Origin of the sequence: Klebsiella sp. K47 (assembly GCF_051858335.1) — a bacterium.
Taxonomy (GTDB): domain Bacteria; phylum Pseudomonadota; class Gammaproteobacteria; order Enterobacterales; family Enterobacteriaceae; genus Klebsiella; species Klebsiella pneumoniae.
On the sequence record NZ_JBPYUI010000406.1, the window covers coordinates 1 to 225 of the forward strand.

General features: G+C 68.9%; 1 protein-coding gene. It reads left to right on the forward strand.

Annotated features, from left to right (window positions below; all coding sequences use genetic code 11):
- Positions 1-13: 13 nt before the first annotated feature.
- Positions 14-225 (forward strand): hypothetical protein (locus RRF55_RS28575; protein WP_439419381.1); only part of this gene is annotated, 212 nt, incomplete at its 3' end.

Sequence of the window (225 nt, forward strand, 5' to 3'; positions counted from 1 at the left end):
GCCTGTTGCCAGGATGACGCCCTTCGAGGCCGCCCGGATGATTGCCGCCCCCGCTCAATCCACGACGGAGATCAAGACCTGGGCGGCGGAGATGGCGGCGGTGGCCGGCTCGCGCGACCGCGAGTGCTTCCTGCGCATCTACGACCACTTCATGCCGCGTCTGTGCCGCTACCTGGGTGGGTTGGGGGCGGCCGATGGCGTGGCCGAGGATCTTGCCCAGGAAGT